Annotated in this window: 16 protein-coding genes; 7 read left to right on the top strand and 9 right to left on the bottom strand. The window is 45.9% G+C overall.

Annotation, left to right across the window (positions count from 1 at the left end; all coding sequences use genetic code 11):
- The first annotated feature begins 21 nt into the window (after positions 1 to 21).
- Complete coding sequence (locus MKY14_RS19730) at positions 22 to 603, top strand: TetR/AcrR family transcriptional regulator (protein ID WP_076125257.1); 582 nt, start codon at positions 22 to 24, stop codon at positions 601 to 603.
- Positions 604 to 702: 99 nt separating this feature from the next.
- Here MKY14_RS19730 and MKY14_RS19725 read toward each other — a convergent pair whose 3' ends face one another.
- Genes MKY14_RS19725 through MKY14_RS19715 form a run of 3 tightly spaced genes read right to left on the bottom strand, consistent with a single transcriptional unit; the run spans position 703 to position 3,727 of the window.
- Complete coding sequence (locus MKY14_RS19725) at positions 703 to 1,974, bottom strand: ABC transporter substrate-binding protein (protein ID WP_139331126.1); 1,272 nt, start codon at positions 1,972 to 1,974, stop codon at positions 703 to 705.
- Positions 1,975 to 2,006: 32 nt separating this feature from the next.
- Complete coding sequence (locus tag MKY14_RS19720) at positions 2,007 to 2,846, bottom strand: carbohydrate ABC transporter permease (RefSeq protein WP_036675762.1); 840 nt, start codon at positions 2,844 to 2,846, stop codon at positions 2,007 to 2,009.
- On the bottom strand, positions 2,846 to 3,727 hold the full coding sequence (locus tag MKY14_RS19715) for a carbohydrate ABC transporter permease (RefSeq protein WP_076125253.1): 882 nt from the start codon (positions 3,725 to 3,727) through the stop codon (positions 2,846 to 2,848). Before MKY14_RS19715 ends, MKY14_RS19720 begins: the two co-directional genes overlap by 1 nt.
- A gap of 131 nt (positions 3,728 to 3,858) precedes the next feature.
- Here MKY14_RS19715 and MKY14_RS19710 point away from each other — a divergent pair, with 131 nt between their 5' ends.
- The 3 genes from MKY14_RS19710 to MKY14_RS19700 are packed head-to-tail and all read left to right on the top strand — an operon-like array spanning position 3,859 to position 5,414.
- Complete coding sequence (locus tag MKY14_RS19710; protein ID WP_340977152.1) at positions 3,859 to 4,188, top strand: hypothetical protein; 330 nt, start codon at positions 3,859 to 3,861, stop codon at positions 4,186 to 4,188.
- A gap of 57 nt (positions 4,189 to 4,245) precedes the next feature.
- On the top strand, positions 4,246 to 4,716 hold the full coding sequence (locus MKY14_RS19705) for a VOC family protein (RefSeq protein ID WP_076193450.1): 471 nt from the start codon (positions 4,246 to 4,248) through the stop codon (positions 4,714 to 4,716).
- Positions 4,716 to 5,414 carry an SDR family oxidoreductase gene (locus tag MKY14_RS19700; RefSeq protein ID WP_076125244.1) on the top strand — a complete coding sequence of 233 codons (699 nt, stop codon included), beginning with the start codon at positions 4,716 to 4,718 and terminating at the stop codon, positions 5,412 to 5,414. Before MKY14_RS19705 ends, MKY14_RS19700 begins: the two co-directional genes overlap by 1 nt.
- Positions 5,415 to 5,498: 84 nt before the next feature.
- Here MKY14_RS19700 and MKY14_RS19695 read toward each other — a convergent pair whose 3' ends face one another.
- The 4 genes from MKY14_RS19695 to MKY14_RS19680 form a co-directional block, all read right to left on the bottom strand.
- Positions 5,499 to 6,506, bottom strand: coding sequence for a FecCD family ABC transporter permease (locus MKY14_RS19695; RefSeq protein WP_076125241.1), 1,008 nt, complete (start codon positions 6,504 to 6,506; stop codon positions 5,499 to 5,501).
- On the bottom strand, positions 6,503 to 7,510 hold the full coding sequence (locus MKY14_RS19690; RefSeq protein ID WP_076185325.1) for a FecCD family ABC transporter permease: 1,008 nt from the start codon (positions 7,508 to 7,510) through the stop codon (positions 6,503 to 6,505). The genes MKY14_RS19695 and MKY14_RS19690 overlap by 4 nt, the downstream gene beginning before the upstream one ends.
- Positions 7,511 to 7,515: 5 nt before the next feature.
- Positions 7,516 to 8,463 (bottom strand): iron-hydroxamate ABC transporter substrate-binding protein, encoded by a 948-nt coding sequence (locus MKY14_RS19685; RefSeq protein WP_076279578.1) that lies wholly within the window; start codon positions 8,461 to 8,463, stop codon positions 7,516 to 7,518.
- A 170-nt stretch (positions 8,464 to 8,633) separates the two neighbouring features.
- A complete protein-coding gene (locus MKY14_RS19680) occupies positions 8,634 to 10,286 on the bottom strand; it encodes a helix-turn-helix domain-containing protein (protein WP_076279579.1) in 1,653 nt (550 codons plus the stop codon).
- A gap of 223 nt (positions 10,287 to 10,509) precedes the next feature.
- Here MKY14_RS19680 and MKY14_RS19675 point away from each other — a divergent pair, with 223 nt between their 5' ends.
- Positions 10,510 to 11,343 (top strand): metallophosphoesterase family protein, encoded by an 834-nt coding sequence (locus tag MKY14_RS19675; RefSeq protein ID WP_076279580.1) that lies wholly within the window; start codon positions 10,510 to 10,512, stop codon positions 11,341 to 11,343.
- Between the two features lie 180 nt (positions 11,344 to 11,523).
- Positions 11,524 to 12,591 (top strand): serine hydrolase domain-containing protein, encoded by a 1,068-nt coding sequence (locus tag MKY14_RS19670; protein ID WP_076193439.1) that lies wholly within the window; start codon positions 11,524 to 11,526, stop codon positions 12,589 to 12,591.
- Between the two features lie 52 nt (positions 12,592 to 12,643).
- On the opposite strand, the gene MKY14_RS19665 is transcribed toward MKY14_RS19670, so the two are convergent.
- Positions 12,644 to 13,921, bottom strand: a complete 1,278-nt coding sequence (locus MKY14_RS19665; protein WP_076279581.1) for a helix-turn-helix transcriptional regulator — start codon at positions 13,919 to 13,921, stop codon at positions 12,644 to 12,646.
- Between the two features lie 110 nt (positions 13,922 to 14,031).
- Between MKY14_RS19665 and MKY14_RS19660 the strand changes: the two genes are divergently transcribed.
- Complete coding sequence (locus MKY14_RS19660) at positions 14,032 to 16,296, top strand: glycoside hydrolase family 3 C-terminal domain-containing protein (protein WP_076308003.1); 2,265 nt, start codon at positions 14,032 to 14,034, stop codon at positions 16,294 to 16,296.
- 104 nt (positions 16,297 to 16,400) lie between these two features.
- On the opposite strand, the gene MKY14_RS19655 is transcribed toward MKY14_RS19660, so the two are convergent.
- Positions 16,401 to 17,609 (bottom strand): MFS transporter, encoded by a 1,209-nt coding sequence (locus MKY14_RS19655; protein WP_076279583.1) that lies wholly within the window; start codon positions 17,607 to 17,609, stop codon positions 16,401 to 16,403.
- Between the last annotated feature and the right edge of the window lie 37 nt (positions 17,610 to 17,646).

Below are 17,646 nucleotides of genomic sequence, written 5' to 3'. Positions count from 1 at the left end.
TAAAAGATTGGAGAGTAGAAGATGAATAACACAACGCAACGTACAGATCCCCGGGTACTTCGGACACGTCAATTGCTTAGAGATGCTGTAATTGAATTGCTTGAGGAAATGGATATTGAGAAAATATCCGTAAACCGTATTGCAGAGCGGGCTAAAATCAATCGTGTTACTTTTTATCTGCACTATCGGGATCTCCCGGATATGTTAGAAAAGATGGCGGATGAGATGGTGGAGGACATTCTACAAGTGGTGAACAACGATGGCAACCATGATGAATCGGTTGATGAAGAGAATCTGAGGATATTAGAGAGTCTGCTTAAGCATATTGCGGAAAATGCAAAATTCTACAAAGTCATACTCACATCGAAACGAAGCCCGATTTTTACAGATCGCCTGTTTAATTTGATGGCGGAAATCATTTCTGCACACCAGAAGAAAAAGGAGGGGGCCGTTGATCATTCAAAGGTACCGATACAAAAGGACATTGCCGTTTGGTACGGTTCAGCAGCTCTAATTGGCACGGTTATTTCTTGGCTCCGAGATGACATGCCCTATACGCCTGTGTATCTTGCCAGACAAATTAGCATGCTGCGTGCCAACTAGCAACGGGTTCCGACTAATGAACGGAGAGGAATTAAATGAACACGGGCAAACAGCCACGCATCGTTGCGCGGCTGTTTGCCCGTGTTTAGAGCAGGTAAATCACTGCACACTGAGATTATCCCAGTTGATTTGGAATTCCTTCAACATCCCTTCTTTGGTCAGCTTGCCGCCGAGATACCCTTGAATGCTGCTGGATAATTCCTGTGGCATCCCGTTCGGCAGGCGGGTCCAGTTCCAGGTCAGCGCTTGATCTTTATCGGTATAAGCCAGCACCTCAGCACCTAGTGCTCCAAGATCTTCTTCGGTTCCCTTAATGTTGTCGAACGCAGGGATGAATTGGAATTCCTTAGTGATATATTTTTTTCCGGTCTCGGAGGTGACTAGCCAATTCAGGAAGACCTTGGCCTCCTCCTTAACGGGAGAGTTTTTATTGATAACCCAATTGCTGGGTACACCTACATAAAGCTTGTCGTTGTCTTCGGGAGTGTCGTCAATGGGCATGGGCAGGATGCCAAGGTTTAGATTGGGATCGATGCCGTCGATCTGTCCTTGTGTCCAGTTACCCTGCTGCATCATCGCAGCTTCTCCGCTCGCTAGCATAGTGACTTGTGTATTATAGTCGGTTGAGAGCGGGTTCTTATTGCCGTACTCAACAGTAAGGTCAAGTAGATCGATCCACTTGGAGAAAATAGGGTCTCCGGCGAAGGTTTTGGAACCGTCTGTAAGTCCGGCGATGAATGCCTCTGGATCAGGCTGCTGGGCGAAAGGCACGTTTACATTATGATTGCCAAGCACGAACCATTCTTGATAACCATTCGCAAAAGGGGTGGTGCCTGCCGCTTTTAACTTCTCGGAGGCTTCGCGTAGAGCGGTTAGCGTCAATGGCTTCTCAGTGATTCCGGCTTTTTTAAATAGATCCTTATTATAGATGAAGCCGTATCCTTCCAGATTCATCGGCATCCCATACAGCTTGCCATCTATAGTCATTTGTTCTGCTGCGAGTGGCTTTACATCCTTGGCCCAAGCTTCGCCGCTCAGATCCTCCAGATATTCCAGCCACATATCACGTTCATTGTTGCCGCCGATGGTAAAGATATCCGGTTCATCTCCGGAAGAGAATTTGGCACGCAACGAGGCGCCATAATCGGTCCCGCCACCCACGCTTTGCACCTCAAGCTTAATATCGGGATGTTCTTTCTCGAATTCGGTCTTGAGCGAAGCCAGCGCTTCAGATATTTCAACCTTGAACTGGTAGATGTGTACGGTTTTGACTCCATCTGCATTGTCGCTGCTGCGTCCGCAACCGGCTGTCAGGGCAGCCAGCAGCAGGGAGCATGCGAGGAGAATTCCACGTTTTGTTCTCATATTCATTCATCCTCTCTGGCTGAAAGCAACATGTATCATTAGCCCTTCACGGAGCCCTGGGCAATGCCTTCAATAATATATTTTTGCATCACTAGGAAAAAGATGACCACGGGCGTAATCCCGAGTACAAGTCCTGGAAGCGCCAAATCCCACTGCTTCGTATATTGTCCGAAAAAGCTATAAGTGGCGATAGGAATGGTGCGAAGCACCGGATCCTGCAGAATAAGCGATGGCATCAAGTAATCATTCCAGATCCACAGGGTGTTCAGTATGATGACGGTGACGATAATCGGCTGCATAAGCGGAAGAACAATCCGGAAAAAGGTACCATAAGGACTGCTGCCATCTACTCTTGAGGCCTCCTCGATATCGAGAGGTACCGATTTAACGAAGCCGTGGAATAGAAAAACAGTCATCGGGGCGCCAAACCCAAGATATGCTAAAATCAAACCGGCGGTTGAATCCATGACGCCCAAACCGCTGACGACCTGCACCAGCGGGATCATGATAGATTGAAATGGGATAACCATGGCGGCTACTAATGCAATATAGAGCACACGGTTATACAAGCTGTTGTTGCGGACCATTTTGTAAGCGCACATAGAGCAGAGGAACGCTAGCAGAATATTACTAATCACCGTGATGATAAAAGAGTTCAGGAAGGCGCGAGGGAAATTGGTAGCTTTCCAAGCTTCCGCGTAGTTGCTCCACTGGAGTGCGGAAGGCAGCGCAGCAGAGTCAGAAAGTATTTCACTATAGCTTTTCACTGAGTTAGCCAGTAAAAAGTAAAAGGGCACTAAAAATAGAAGTCCCAGCAGGATTACAATCACTTCGATGAGAAGCAGGGGGACATTAAATTTCTTGGCGGTAGTCTCCATTACAGCTCCACCTCTCTTTTCTTGGTTGCTCTAACCTGTAGTAGGGAGATCACGGCCACGATGACGAAGAAAACCATCGCTTTAGCCGAGCCCATTCCGAACCGGCTGATGGTATAGGCTTCATTGTAAATATTCAAGGCTACAGATTCGGTAGCTTTAAAGGGTCCACCCTTTGTCAGCGACAGGTTGAGGTCAAACAGCTTAAAGGACCAGGAGATAGATAGAAATAGACAAACAGTTACAGCGGGCATGACCAGTGGAAGAGTGACATGGCGCAAGGCCTGAAAACGTCCGGCTCCATCCACTTTGGACGCTTCAATTAGGCTTTGGGGAACATTGTTGATAGCAGAGATGTAGATCACCATCAGATATCCCGCATTTTGCCAGACAAATACGATAACAATCGCCCAGAATGCTGTTCCTCCGGTGCCTAGCCAGGGAAGATTAAAGAAGGACCAGCCGGTGGCCTGCCCGATAGAGGAGAATCCTCTGACAAAAATAAACTGCCAAATAAACCCGAGCAAAAGTCCGCCAATCACATGCGGTACAAAAAATACAGTTCTCAGGACATTACGTGTGAACAGTTTGCGCGTCAACACATAAGCGAGTGCGAAGCCAAGCAGATTGGTCAGCACTAGACCGAAGAAAGTGAACTTCGCCGTGAACCAGAATGAATTAAGAAAGGAAGGATCCTTGGTGAAAATATGTAGATAGTTCCGTAGTCCGGTCCACTCGACATGCCGCGAGATTCCGTTCCAGCTGGTAAATGAATAATAGAGTCCCAAAAAGAAAGGAATCAGCACAATAATAAAGAAAAACAAGGAAGTTGGCCCGACAAAAATAAACTGCTGCATCAGGCGTGATCTTTTTCTATGGTCCATCGTTCCTCACCCCTTTTGTTAATTTAAACTTTTCATTCTATAACCGAATTGGTGATTAACCGAAACAAAAAGTAATATTACTAACCGAGTATTCTTAACCAGTTGCGGCATCGGGAGAGGCCACAAAGCCTTTGATAACGCCGAAAGTGTGCGATTTGGAGAAAAGAGAGGCCACAAAGCCTTTGATAACGCCGAAAGTGTGCGGTTTGGAGAAAAGAGAGGCAAAAATGCCCATGATAGCGCCGAAAGTGTGCGGTTTGGAGAAAAGAGAGGCAAAAATGCCTTTGATAGCGCCGAAAGTGTGCGATTTGGAGGAAAGAGAGGCAAAAATGCCTTTGATAGCGCCGAAAGTGTGCGATTTGGAGAAAAGAGAGGTAAAAATGCCTTTGATAGCGCCGAAGTCGGCTGAGCTTTCTCTGGATAATTTTCATTGGCCCGGAGCGATTTCTTTACGGGCTTGACAGCCTTTTCAAAGAATCGGTATGGTGGACTTGTCAGAGAAATGGGAGGTAGGGTACATGTCAGGATGGCTGGGGAATCATTTTGTTACGCAGATTGGAATTTTGGTGAATGATGTTGAAAAGGTAAGCACGGCTTATGCGGAGTTTTTTGGACTGGAAAAGCCGGAAATTATCGTTACAGATACAGAAGATCAGGCGCAGACTCGGTATAATGGCGAGGCGACGGTGGCGCGGGGGAAGTTGGCTTTTTTTGATATGGGCTCCCTGCAGCTTGAACTGATTGAGCCAGACCAGCAGCCCAGCACATGGCGTGATTATTTGAATGAACATGGTGAGGGACCTCATCATATTGCTTTTGTGGTTGAAGGAATGAAGGAGAAGATTATGCTGCTCGAAGGCAAAGGGTTCCCACTCCAGCAAAAGGGCGAGTATACCGGGGGGCGTTATGCTTATATGGACACGTTCAAGGAGTTAAAGGTGATTGTGGAGCTGCTGGAGAACGATAAAGATAAAGGAGAGGATGTATAGTGAATATTCTAATTACTGGTGCCGGACGTGGACTAGGTTATGAGCTGGCGGCTGAGGCATTGAAGCGGGGGCATGGAGTCATTGCCGGGGTTCGCCGTCCCGATCAGGAACAAACAGCACTGTCTCAGCTCGCTGCGACCTACGGGGAGAAGCTGACTGTGGCCCAGCTGGACGTGACGGATGAAGAAGGAATCGCGGCACTTGCTGCAAATCTGCAAGGACAAGGCCGGACGCTTGGTGCCATTATCAATAATGCGGCAGTACTGACTGCAAGGGACACACAGATTGAAGAGCTGGATTTCCAAGATATGCTTACCACGATGGATATTAATCTTTATGGACCGATGCGAGTGGTTAAGCATTTCTTGCCGCTACTCATTGAACCCGAGCTTTCGATCATCAACATATCGTCGGAAGCAGGCAGCATTACTAATGCTTATTCCGGAGACTATCCTTATTCCATCTCCAAAACGGCACTTAATATGTTCTCACAGCAGCTGCATGTATATTTAAAAGAACGCGGGGTACAAGTACTCGGCGTACATCCCGGCTGGATGCATACGGATATGGGCGGGGCAGAGGCGCCAACGAATCCGACCCAAAGTGCTGAGGGCATCATGGACTTGATCGAGAAGCGGACTACACCGGAAGGTCAATTCATGTTTGTAGACTATACGGGTAAGGATATGAAGATTTAATAATGAGTGTTCTAACTAAAAGAGGTAACTCAATAGCCATTCATGGCTTCTGAGTTACCTCTTTTTGATTTTCTATATGCTTATTTATTTCTTAATCAATAAATAAGCGAAATAAGGTACGCCGATCAACGCTACCATGATCCCAGCCGGGATGCCATCAGGGGAGACGAGATTGCGGCCAACGGTGTCCGCGATCAGAAGCAACCAGCCACCCAGCAATACTGCGACGGGAATAAACATCTGATTGCGCGGACCGACCAACGATTTCGCAATATGTGGTGCCATCAATCCGATAAAAGCGATTCCACCTGTTACGGATACCGCGGAGGCGGCAGCTGCGACGGCGACAAGAATCAGGACGATACGTTCGCGCTCCAGATTCAGACCGACACCAATGGCTGATACCTCACTTAGACTGAGCAGATTGAGTCGCAGCGATTTGTACAGGGTAAAGGGAACTAGCAGCAATAACCAAGGCAGTAAAGCCCAGATGAAGGGCCAATCTGTACCCCAAATATTCCCGGCAATCCATTTTGCGATAAAATCAACTTTGGCACGATCTGCGGATGAAATGATTACGATCATAACTCCCGACAGCGCTAGGGAAAATCCGACCCCGACCAAAACTAGCCGAATAGGATCAAGCCCTCTAGTCCGACTATATGAAAAAAGATAAATTAATGCTGCCGTAATTATAGCCCCTATAAAAGCAACCAGCGGCAACGCATAAATGAAGGTTCCAACGCTAACCGGGAAATAGAGAAAAAATACAGCGACAGCCACACCTGCCCCGGAGTTAATCCCAATAATACCGGGGTCTGCTAGATCGTTTCGGGTAACACTTTGCAGAATCGACCCAGATAAGGCCAAGGCCATTCCTGCCAGTAGCGTAATTAGAATACGTGGCAGTCTCACAGAAAATAATACAAAGTCCTCTTTAAAGGTTCCATGACCGAAGAGAACGGGAAGCAGCCTGTCAAAAGACAGGGAAGAGTAGCCGATTCCCATACTGGCAATAGCCGTAAGCAGGATCAGTCCGGTGCATACCCACAGGATAAGACGTTGTTTTCGTACTGGAGCAGAGGAAATCATGAGAGTGTTTGACCTCCTTTACGAACAACAAACAAAAAGAAAGGCAGTCCTAGCATAGCCACGACAGCAACTATCGGCGTTTCATAAGGGGCATGGATTGTACGTCCAATGGTATCTGCAAGTAGCATGAAGGATGCCCCAGTGAATACTGAAATCGGCAGAATATAGCGGTAGTCGGTGCCGACTATTTTGCGGACAATATGCGGAATCATTAGCCCTACAAAAGCCATGTCCCCAATTAGAGCGACCGATGCGCCAGTCAGCAGAATAATGAGCGTGAACAGAATCCCTTTAACCAAAACAAGGTTTTGTCCTAATCCGATCGCTACCTCGTCACTCAAGCTAAGAATAGTCAGCTGGTTAGAAAATATTAATGCCACCACGATCCCGATGAGGATCACAGGTGCAATGGCCTGAAGCTGGCCCCAAGTTGTGCCGATAAGCCCACCGGCAGTCCACATGGATACATCTTTGGATATCTTGAAGGCAATGCTGACACCACTTGCGATAGCATATAGGAATGCAGATACCGCAGCACCAGCGAGTACGATACGGATCGGAGACAAGCCACCTTGGCGCACGGAGCCGAGAATAAGAACCAGAACGGCTCCCAGAGCAGCGCCGAAGAAGCAAGCAATCATGGTGCCAAAATAGTTCAGCCCCGGCATAAATACGAAGGTAAGCGCCAGTGCCATATTAGCTCCTGAAGTTAACCCCAGCAGGCCGGGATCGGCTAACGGATTGCGCGTAACGCCTTGCATAATAGCACCGGATACGGCAAAGGCGGCGCCGATCAGCATGGCGGCCAGTTCACGCGGCAGCCTGATCTCACGAAGAATGAGGACATTGTCTGCCGTTGAACTTGAAGTGATGGCAAGCCACAGATCATGGAGGGTGGTTTCTTTAGCCCCGAATAACATCGCGATCACGAGGCAAATAACCATTACCAGCACGCTACCAAGCAGCTTATAAAAGAATGGAATGGAAGTTTGCTTCGTAGTCATCTTTATTATTTTCCTAGAAAGCTTTTTTCAAAGAATTCCAGTTGATATTCTAAGCTAAGCGGATCATTAAAATAGAATGCTTTGGCATCAGCTTCGTAAACATGATTATTTTTGACAGCTGGGATGCTCTTGTAGATTTCTGTATCCTGGAAGGAATTATCTTCATCCGCATTTTTACTGAAAATAACGTAATCGCCTAGATAATCCTTCAGCACTTCTGTTGAGAGGGCCACGTAACCATCTGTTTTGGTGCCTTCCTTTACTGTCTCCGGCATACCGAGCTTGAAGTCCCCATAGAGGAGTTCAGTTCCGCGGCCAAAGTTATACCCGTATACATACAATTGCTTATTGAAGGTTTCAATGACAGAGACAGTTGCATCCTCGCCGATCTTCGCTCTGATTTCCTCACCCGCTTTTTTGGTGCGGGCACTAAAGTCATCTACCCAAGCTTGGGCTTCTTTTTCTTTGTTCACCAATTTGCCGACTTCCAGCTGTTGGGTTAAGTAATCAACTTTATTATAAGTATAAGTAACCGTTGGTGCGATTTGCTTGAATTTATCGATGTTCTTAATATCGGAGAGACCGATAATCAGATCCGGCTGCAGCTCAATGATCTTCTCCAGACTTTCATCACTTACAGCTTCTACATCTTTCAATTGCTCTTCAAAGCGAGGATTGGTTTTGGACATTTCATCTACGCCTACAACAGGTACACCTAGAGCCATAACATTACCTGTTAAAAATCGAGTGAGGACAACGACACGCTGAGGATGTGTCGGAACTTCAACAGGTCCATTTTCCGATTCATAAGTAAAAGTCGCACTTTCTGACTCCGCAGCAGGAGCCGAGGATGGGCTGTTTGTAGGACTAACCTCATTCTTCGCCTGATTTCCCCCACAAGCACTAAGGGTAAGCCCTAAAATAAGTACAAACGGAATAAATATCTTTCTCATTTAAATAATTCTCCCCTTTTAATGACTATGTTTCCGTGAATAATTCCATTATTTAATGAATCCCAGGCTGCGCCATAGATTGATTATGAGAATCATTCGCATTTGTAATCATTATAGGGATCACTTATGTGCCTAACCATGCCTTTTTGTTGGAAAAAAGACTTGGACTATTATTGGCCTTCGAATAATGCAACCGCACGTCCAAGCTGCAAACGAATGGAAACTGGATTATAAGGCACCCATTCATCCAGATTAAGCAGATGGATCTTCTTGTTCTGCACAGCAGAAAGTTGGTTCCAATAAGAGGAGTGGAAGATTTCTTCACTGTGTGCAGTGGAGCCTTTTGCGTCTGGAAATACAGTGACTAACAATCGGTCACCGGCATAAGCCTCCAGCTCAGAGACGTCAATCACAAGGGAATGAAACTGGTCGCCGAGTTTATTTATTTGATCCTCAATCAAGGCAGGAGCCTTGAGACCTAGCGATTGATAGATCACATACCCAACATTTCTTGCCCCGTATACGAGTAGTCCATCTGGTTTAATGACCAGAAGGGTTACAATCTCGTTAGCCACCGCGCTTTGCTGCACCACGGCCCGAGCTTCCAGCTCCTCTTGTTCAAAATCGTCCAGCCACTGCTCAGCACGTTCGCTACGGTGAATGGCACGGCCGATCAAGCGCAAGTGGTCTTTCCATCCTAGTTCCTGCCAAGAGATTTCAACAATAGGAGCGACCGCCCGCAGCTGCTCAGCGTTCAAGCCGAATTCTTCCAGATGTTGTGTGGCTGCAATAAGCAATTCAATGTTTGCTTCCAGTAATAACGCTTTTATCTGCTCAGCCGAGCTGTTCGTATGGATGAATTTCATAGACTGTGGTGGTTCCTGGTCAGAAAGATTTAAATACTCGCTGCTCTCTGAAATGGTAACTGCAGGTTCCAGGCCAAGCAGCAGCAAATGACTGGCATAGGGAGTGAGCATCACCGCTACACGTTGGAAAGGGATAAGATTATAGCCTGAAGGAGATGCGCCGGTCTGCTGCTTAAAGCGCCGACTAAGATAGAACTCATCCTTGTAGCCCACCTTTAAAGCAATTTCTCTTAGTGTGCTTGAACTATTAAGCAGTAGTTCCTTCGCTCTGTGAACTCTTAACCTGGACAGATATTCATTAGGGGTAAAGCCCGTAAATTGTTTAAATAGCGTTGAATAATGTGAACCGCTCACACCCGCAATTGCAGCTAATTGCTCACGTGATATTTTTTCACTGAAGTGATTCTCTAAGTATGTGATACTGCGTTCCATTGAGGGCTGCTCACTCACTTCAAATCTTGTTTCCTGCTGCTCCAGCAATTGAAGAAGGATCTGATGGAACAGGATCTGGTTCTGCACATGACGTATTTCACGATCTGGCAACCGGTGAAGATACAATTCCTTCATATTAGATACAATGGCTGGTTCATGAGGAAACAACAGCATATTTGAATTGGATGTCAGTTGGCTTGTCCGCGTCATAGCACTGGAGGGCAGTGCTCGTGTCTGTTCTTGAATCCGGATTGAAAGCTTATAAGCATGTAGCGGCTGCTGGCGATTTGTAATTAGAGAGGCGTAAGTATTCTCGGGGAGAAGGACGACAATGCCTTCCATTAGCTCATAAGTCTGATGATTGACCTCAAGCATACCCTTACCAGCAGCAATAGCTAGTAGGACGGTTGAATGCTCATGAATCTGAAGTCTTGGCAGATTTGAGGTTCCATACATCGACTGAATACTATCAGCGGTATATAAAGGGAAATGGGACTCCGCCCATTCTGGGACTACGTTATTCAAATCTTAAGCCTCCGTTACCTATAATTCTATGAATGGTATTATATTCTTCACTTCTATGGGACTAATTATAACATCTCTCGTTTGGGACAAGCCGCATAAATGACCACAAAGTAGAAGAGAAACTAATCTCCTAGATGAATCCATTGGTCCAAGAGTCCCTAAGGTCAAGCGAATATAAATACTACTATGATCCTTCATCCATTTTAAAAGAGGTGAATCTAAGATGAAAAGACAGGTGAAACCTAGTAGGAAAAGAAGACCTGCCTCCAGACTGCAGCCTAAACGTAGTTTAATTCTTAAAGCAAAAGCGCAAATCATTAACTTTGCGGTTATTGGTGATAGTCATGTGGGGTATGGAAACAGCTCAAGCATTTTTAGTAATCTTTTGCCTAAAGCTGTGAATAACGGGAATAAGAGATTTGTTATTTTTGGAGGAGATAATACGCAAGCGGGAGCTAATCATGGAAATAATGCGAATGCTTACTACAAGGACTTCAAGGATACGGTAACAAGCACGCTTGGGAGTATTCCTTATAAAGCATCTATAGGAAATTGGGAGGCAAGCACACAGTCCTTATTCACACAATATTTAGGTGCTGTTGAAGGTCAAATGAATTTTCCGGGTACGCAGGGGAAGGTCAAGTATGTATGGCTTAATTGTGCGCTTGGACGGTTTACTCCGGGTAGTATAAATTTGTTGAGAAATTTAGATGATAGTTTTTATTATATTATAGATTTTCATTGGCCCCTCAAAGTAAGTGGGATTACGGTGGACCCAACCCATGTATTAAGCGCATCGGAGACGAATAAGTTTTTTTCATCCATTCCTACAAAAGTGAGAGATAAGGTGTTAGCTATTTTTACGCATCATGGACATCTGTTTTACCGAAAGCTTAGTAATATATATCCCGGTTACAACAAAACTAAATTTTTCGTATGCGGATGTTCTGGGGAATATAAATGCAAAACAAATGGTGATCGGGGTTATTACAATGCCACATTATCCATCAACGGGACAACAATTAATGTAGATGCTTTTAAGGTAGCGGTAACTTAGCAAAAACTAAGCTGAAGCTGATTTTCGGGAAAAACCGGGTTCAGCTTTAGTTTTTTTAGCAAATAGTTAATAGAAACTCAACAATTCAGTCACAGGATAATAGTAAGCTAGCAGGATTATTTAATATATTTGTATAATAGTTTATATATGTATTAAATGAATCATATTGGGGGGCTACCGATGAGAGGGTTAGTATTTAATTCTTTAGAACAGGCGGGTGTCTCGGCTTTTGGTGTGGAGCGTATTCGTACAGCCGCCGCACAAATGGTTGAAGACAATATCACACCTGCGCAAGTTATTGTTGCTGCGAGAAAGGGGACGCTGCTGGTCCATCAAGCGAATGGAAAATTCGGACCTGAAGCAGACGCAGCAGATTTAACAGCGGATGCTATATTTCCACTCTGTTCCATCACAAAACTATTTACTGCAACCGCTATTATGATGTTAGTGGAACAAGGGAAAGTGGGCCTAAATAGGCCGGTTTCTGATTACATCCCCGAATTTACAGGGGAGAACAAAACAAAAGTATGCGTACATCATTTGTTGACACATACCTCTGGAATTGAGGTTAATGGCGGTTATGATGCACCACTAAGCCACGAGCCAGGTACTGTGATGTCTTACTGTGGATATGGTTATGAGCTGTTGGGTGAAATTATACGGCGAGTTAGTGGACAAGCTTATGATGTATTCGTAAAGGAAACCATATTTAAACCGCTTGGAATGGAAAATACATATTATCGTGTGCCAATGGAAGTGCGGAACAGAGTAGTTAGACGTGCCCCTGAGGCAGCATGCGCGGAATGGGTAGACAGCGAATACAATTTGAATTCTGTATCTGCGGGGGGCGGGGCTTACTCAACGGCTATGGATTTGGCTGTTTTTGGCCAGATGTTCCTTAACGGCGGAATTTATAACGGAGTACGATTGCTTAGTCCGGTAACAGTAAAAGAAATGACCCGCAATCAAATTCCGGGCGTATCCTCACAATATAGAGACGAAGTTTTCCCTGAAGCGTACTGGGGGTACGGATGGGCGATTAATGGCACGAAGCGTGACGGCGGAGATCTGCTCTCTGCAGATGCCTATTCACACTGGGGGGCGGCAGGTCCTTTCCTCTGCGTGGATCCGATTTATCAGACAGTGACGGTTCATTTATCCGTAGAACTGGATCACCAGAAGCCATTTAAAAATATGTATGTTGATTACTTCAACAATACTGTTCTTGCAGCAATCACAGAGCTGTGATGTCAGCTGCTATTTTCATATCCATTTAGAATTTTTGTTGTGTCTACTTTTCTTAAAGTGTGTTTTCCCTGTTTGTTCTAAATTGTTTAGGGGTGATTCCGGTATATTTCTTAAACACTTTGGTAAAGTAGCTCTGATCATTAAAATGTAGGCGTGAGGCGATGTCCGATAAGCTTATCTCTGGTACTTCTATTAGTCGTTTTGCCTCTTCAATCCGCTCCAATTGAATAAAATCGCTGATGGTGATGCCGGTCTCCTTCTTAAATAATAGGGAGAGATAACTTCTATTTAATCCTGCAACCTCAGCCAGTCTATCTAAGGAAAGTTCCTCATATAGGTGATTGAAAATATAGTTCTGACAGAGAGCCACGGTGCGCGACAGTTTCGCCATCCGGCTCTCTTTGACATGGTCTGCGAAATCGCAAAGGGCATTAAGAACGGCATGATCTACAGCGGGAATATCTTTTAGTTCTTCGATATGCTGGATATGAAAGTCGCTTAGGGTATAAGAAATTTCCCAGTACAGCCCTCCATCTATAGCTGCACGTGTAGCGAGTGTAATACAAGAGATTGCCAGATTCTTTTTGTTACGTAATTGGCTCCTTTTAGAGAGAAGCCCGTAACTCTCTTCGGAGAACGAAGCTTGAACGCGTAGCAGCTCAGTTTTATTGCCTTTTTTGACATAGTGAAAGAGATTTTTTTCTAGCATGGGCTCGTGGTGCAGCCACGTATTCTCACGGCGATAAGAAATATCCAAATCCAAACTGCCTGAGGGCAGTTGTTTATAGGCAAGAATGCGGGAGTCCAGCAGTAGTTCGCTAAGGGTCAAGGTTTTTCCAGTAACGAGCGAGTATAGCAGCATAGCGGTATGGTATAGTCTCATTTTATTTAACACGGTCAGGCTGCGGTAATAGTTAAGCCATTGCTCCTGAAACTTAAGCGGAACTTCATGATCACGCATCAGACTTGCCACATTATCCTCCGTAGGTTGAGCATACAATGAAGGGCCAATCACAATGCTTCCCTCGTTACTGTTGTCTGAGGGTAAATGGAGAATGATGTAATTCTCTAGAAAATTTGTGGTACGAACGATTGGTACAGTACAAGTCGGTCCATTGCCATTAGAGTTGTTCTCACGATTAAAAGATTTAGTAATTTCAGAAAGTGGCTCATTAAGGTTATGAACCCAAGGGGCGCACTCGAAGGAGGAAGGCATAGCAAATTCAATTTCCCGAGTGGCGTCGAGCAGGAACACGGGAATTTGCTGTGACTCATACATCACTTTACAGATATATTGGACTCTTTCCTTATCCTCCAAATGATCTAACATGTTATGACCTCCTCACCTAACAAGAATACCAAAAACACAATAATAATGCCATAAATCAAGCATGAAGTATATTAAAATGGGGATAGTATACATTCAGAGGAGGCATTTTTATGAAAACCAAAATTCATGAACTCATATCACAATTGACCCTTGAGGAGAAAGCGGGACTCTGTTCAGGGCTTGATTTCTGGCATACCAAGGGGATTGAACGACTCGGAATCCCTTCTTTGATGGTAACGGACGGACCCCATGGTTTACGCAAGCAAAAAGAGAGTGCCGATCACCTCGGGCTTCATAACAGTGTTCCCGCAACTTGTTTTCCTTCAGCAGCAGGGTTGGCTTCTTCGTGGGATCGGGAACTAATTGAGCGAGTGGGGAAGGCGCTTGGTAAGGAGTGCCAGGCAGAAAACGTTGCTGTTCTGTTGGGACCGGGGACGAATATTAAACGCTCTCCACTGAACGGTCGTAACTTTGAATATTTCTCGGAAGACCCTTATCTTTCTGCGGAGATGGGGGGGAACCATATCAAAGGTGTGCAAAGCGAAGGAGTCGGCACCTCGCTTAAGCATTTTGCCGCCAATAATCAGGAACACCGGAGAATGTCGGTAGATGCGGTTATTGATGAACGGACGCTGCGGGAGATTTATCTGGCTAGCTTTGAAGGTGCAGTTAAGTACAGTCAACCTTGGAGCGTAATGTGTTCTTACAACCGGGTTAACGGTGAATACGCTTCTGAGAGTGAAACGCTTCTAACGCGGATTCTTAGAGATGAATGGGGTTTCGAAGGATTTGTAGTTTCGGATTGGGGTGCGGTCAATGAGCGAGTGAAGGCGCTGCAAGCAGGGCTGGAGCTGGAAATGCCGTCAACGGGAGGACTTGGCGATGCCAAGATTGTCGCAGCGGTGCAAGGTGGGGAACTAGCTGAAGAAACGTTAGACCTTGCGGTGGAGCGGCTGCTCACTTTTATTTTTAAGGCGGTAGACAATCGTAAAGATAATACTTCATTTAATGCTGAAGAGCATCACCAACTGGCACGGAAAGTGGCGCGGGAAAGCATGGTGCTTCTTAGAAATGAGGAGGAAGTTCTACCCTTATCTAAACAAGGTACTATTGCGATCATTGGGGAATTTGCTAAAAATCCGCGTTATCAAGGTGGGGGAAGCTCGCATGTGAATCCAACTCAATTGGATGATGCTTTTGAAGAGATGAGAGGTCTTGCGGGGTCTGCTGAGCTGCTATATGCCCAAGGATATGAACTGGAGCATGATGAGATTAATGAGGTTTTGCTGCAAGAGGCACGAGAAACAGCGGCAAAAGGTGATGTAGCGGTGTTGTTCCTTGGACTGCCGGATAATTATGAGTCAGAGGGTTATGATCGCAGCCACTTGTCTCTTCCAGAGAGCCATAAAGCGCTGATCGATGTGGTAGCTGAGGTGCAGAGTAATATCGTTGTTGTACTCAGTAATGGCTCACCTGTAGAGATGCCTTGGATTGATAAAACAAAAGGAGTCCTTGAGGGTTATCTAGGTGGGCAGGCGTTTGGGGGTGCCGTAGCAGATTTATTGTTTGGAGAGGTCAGCCCAAGCGGTAAACTGGCAGAGACATTCCCCATGAAGCTGAGCGACAATCCATCCTTTCTTAATTTCCCGGGGGAAGGGGATAAGGTAGAGTATAAGGAAGGTTTGTTCGTAGGTTATCGTTATTATGATAAAAAAGAGATAAAACCGCTGTTTCCTTTCGGCTTTGGTCTCAGCTACACAGAGTTTCAATACAGTCATTTAACAATTTCCAAGAGCAGCATAAAGGACACCGAGACTATTCAGGTTAAGGCTACTGTTAAAAATACGGGCACTCGCGCAGGAAAAGAAATCGTTCAGCTCTATGTTAGTGATGTGGAGAGCAGCGTGATCCGTCCACTGAAGGAACTAAAAGGCTTCAAGAAGCTAGAGCTTCAGCCTGAAGAAGAGCAGGAGGTAACCTTTGAGTTAGATAAACGCTCCTTTGCTTATTACAACGTTAACATTGGTGATTGGCATGTGGAAAGTGGAAATTTTGAAATTGCTATTGGCTCATCATCGCGGGATATTCGTCTGACAACTTGTATCGGAGTGGAATCGACCAATCCGCTTACGATGCGTTATCATCGGAATAGTACTATTGGTGATTTGCTGGATAATCCACGGACAGCGGAAAAAGTGAAGAAATTCAGCAGTGTTTTTGGCTTAGAAGGTGCGATGGACGATAACCCGGAAATGTACATGGCGATGATGAAATATATGCCGCTGCGGGCAATGATCGGTTTCGGCCAAGGGAAATACACGGAAGAAGATTTAGCCAAGGATCTGCAAGAATTTAATACATTGGCTACTAAGTAGAAGTAAGCCAGTGGCACATATTAGTCCTATCTAATATGCACCACTGGCCTTATTTGTGTAAATTTCTTGTCTGGACACTTACCCATTAACTCGATAGGTGTGCCTCAACGTTTCCTTGAAGGAAATCCGTAATCTTTAGCGCGCCACGCTACTAGCAGCGCAAGAATCAATAGTATAAACATTACCCACGGGAAGGAGCGGACACCAAGTGTTTCAATAAGAATTCCGCCTATCACTCCGCCACCGCCAATAGCTAGGTTCCATGCCGTCACCAGCATCGATTGGGCCACATCTGCACTTTCGCCAGCGGTTTCGGCAACGGCTGTCTGTAGCAAAGTAGCTGCTCCTCCGAACGTCAACCCCCATACACCAACCACTAAATAGATCACTATGGGCTGGCTGCTACTAATGCCTAGTACAATGGATGACAAGGCAAAAGCAGCTAGGCTGATCAGAACCAATGGACGCAGTTTGCGGTCGATCAAAATACCGATGACCCAGATGCCAACAAGCGCTGTAATGCCGAAAACAAGCAACACCAAGTCAACCCGCTGGGTTAGCCCGGCCTGAGTAAGATAGGGGGCAATATAGGTATACAAGATGTTGTGTGCTAGTACCCATACCAGAACGACAAACAATACCGGCCGTACCCCCGGAATAACAAAAACCTTGTAGAGAGGGAGCCGTTTTTCAGGGGCTTCTCCTGGATAGTCCGGTAGCTTCCAAAATACCCAAGCGATCAGCATGAGAGCTAATAGCGACATGAACCCGAAGATAGAGCGCCAGCCTACAAGGGTGCCAAGAAGGGTTCCAGCAGGGACACCGAGTGCCAGAGCGAGAGGTGTGCCAACCATCGCTACCGCCATTGCTCGTCCCTTGAGTGACTCCGGCACCATGCGCCGGGCGTAACCTGCTATCATGCCCCATAAGACTCCAGCGGATACGCCGGCGAAGAACCGAGCTGTTAGCGTAAGTATATAATTGGAAGAAAAAGTGGTGACGGTGTTGAATATGAGAAAACCAAGGATGCACATTAGTAGCAGTGGTCGCCGCCGCCATCCACGCGTCACGGTAGTTAAGGGAATCGCGGCCAACAGGGAACCAAGAGCATACAAAGTGACAAGTTGACCGGCAAGGGCCTCGGAGACACCAAGCCCCTCACCTATTTGGAGCAACAAGCCTGCCGGAATCGTTTCGGTAAGAATACAGATAAACCCCGTCATAGCTAAGGCGAGTAATCCAGCCCATGGCAGACGTTCAGAAGAGGGAGTGCTGGGGGCACTTTGTGTGGCAGAAGATGTGTTTTGGCTCATAGAGAAGCCCCTCTCTTATATAATTTTAGCAAACTCA

The sequence above is a fragment of the Paenibacillus sp. FSL R5-0887 genome (assembly GCF_038002305.1).
GTDB lineage: Bacteria > Bacillota > Bacilli > Paenibacillales > Paenibacillaceae > Paenibacillus_AQ > Paenibacillus_AQ odorifer.
The sequence above is the reverse complement of the archived record's forward strand: the minus strand, read 5'-3'. Positions and strand labels throughout refer to the sequence as shown.